We start from the raw sequence: 1,651 nt of genomic DNA on the forward strand, positions 1-1,651 counted from the left end.
TTTTTCCTGTTTTCCGCATTGCAACACCCTAAAAATTTTCCGAGATAATTTGGTATAGTTCGGTTTGTTGTTCGTCCATATTGAGCAGTCTTGTATTGAAGTGTTTTGATTCGGGCAATTGATAAGTTATTTGGTACATGTTGTGCGTTATCTCGCTTGCCAGCTTCAGTGATAACGAAGATTTCTCTTTTCTGAGCACGCGTTCCAGCTCCTTGTATATGCAGTACGCTGTGAAAGCGATGCAAATATGGGCTTCAATCCGATGCCGCAGGCGGTGGAAGACAGGACGTATGCGCAAGTCTGTTTTTGACATTCGGAAAGCCCGTTCGATTTCAAACAGATTTCTGTAATTATCTAGAACCGCATCATCCGGTAATTTCGTGTTAGTAATGAATCCCTTCAGCCCGTCCCAAACGGAGTCTTCTTCAAATCTCTGATAATCTATATTCACCTCTACCTCTCCTTCCCATTGCAGATATTTGTTGTATCCCCTATTGTTGATGCTTGATTTGGTGAGTTTTCCCGATTTAATACGCTTTTCCAGACGCCTGAGTCCCTTCTTTCGATTATAAGCATCCTTCTTTGCCCTTTTATCCGCATAATGGACAATAAGCCGTGCGGTTTCGCTTTTCTTGAGCGTATAACATGTACCTTCCGTATATATTTGTCTTACAATCTCTTCTTGTATAATGGCAGTCTCATTTTTCAACCTCGCACCGATAATATATTCGTAACCGTTCTCCTCCAACGCCTTGATGTTGGGTTTGGACAACAATCCTGAATCAGCAATTACAACCGGTTTCCCAAGATTAAACTTTCCGCTTATTTTTTCCAGAAATGGGATCAACGTATGCCCTTCATACGTGTTTCCTTCAAAAATATCATAACCTATAGCATACCCTGCCGAACCAACCAACAGACCGATGAAAATTTGAGGGTTACTGTGTTTCCCGTCTTTTGAAAAGCCAGTCTTACGAAGATCGTCCTCATCGCTCGCTTCGAAGTACAACGTTGTCATATCGTAGAAAATCACACCAATATCGCCTCCGAGCGTGCGCCAGGTATGTGTGAAGGCAATCTGTTCAACAGCCGGTTTGAGGGAATCGTTCAGTTTGTCAAGGAAACGATAAACGGCATCTACACTGATAATTTCTCCCTGATAACGATAGAGATATTCCGTGGTCTTCAATTTACTCAACGGAAAAGCCAGCCGGGAGACAACCAAATGACGGAATAAATCTTCCTTAATGCGCCCAAAACCGATATAATCATAGATGCGCCCGAAGACCAACTCAGGACCGACTGTTCTTATACTGGAGTTATATAGCGATGAAAATACTTGTTCGACCAGTTCGTCTCTTTCGGAAGGAAACAAGGAGGGTTGAGCTTCTAAGCGTTTGATCTCTTGACGGGCAAGCGTTTTCAGTCCGTCAATTTCGTGGCGCGTTGTGCCGCAACCTATTGTTTTTAGCACTTTGTAGCGGCCATTTGACTTGCTAATCACCTGAATACTAACACTCCCAGATCTGTTTTTCAATTCTCTTATAAACATAAATATCGATTTGCAACACCCAAAAATACAAAAATAAATTTATAATCTATTGATTATATGTGATTTAACTTGGTGTTGCAAAAAAAGTGCGGAAAACAG

Annotated in this window: 1 protein-coding gene; it reads right to left on the reverse strand. The window is 41.7% G+C overall.

Annotated elements, in window-relative coordinates; genetic code table 11:
• Window positions 1–28: 28 nt before the first annotated feature.
• Window positions 29–1,552, reverse strand: a complete 1,524-nt coding sequence (locus ACYPZI_RS15905) for an IS1634 family transposase (RefSeq protein ID WP_459603346.1) — start codon at window positions 1,550–1,552, stop codon at window positions 29–31.
• Window positions 1,553–1,651: the final 99 nt, after the last annotated feature.

The organism is Dysgonomonas reticulitermitis, assembly GCF_054601275.1.

Bases quoted from the DNA above. Each gene is read 5' to 3' on its own strand.
- ACYPZI_RS15905 (WP_459603346.1), bottom strand. From the start codon at position 1,552: ATGTTTATAAGAGAATTGAAAAACAGATCTGGGAGTGTTAGTATTCAG.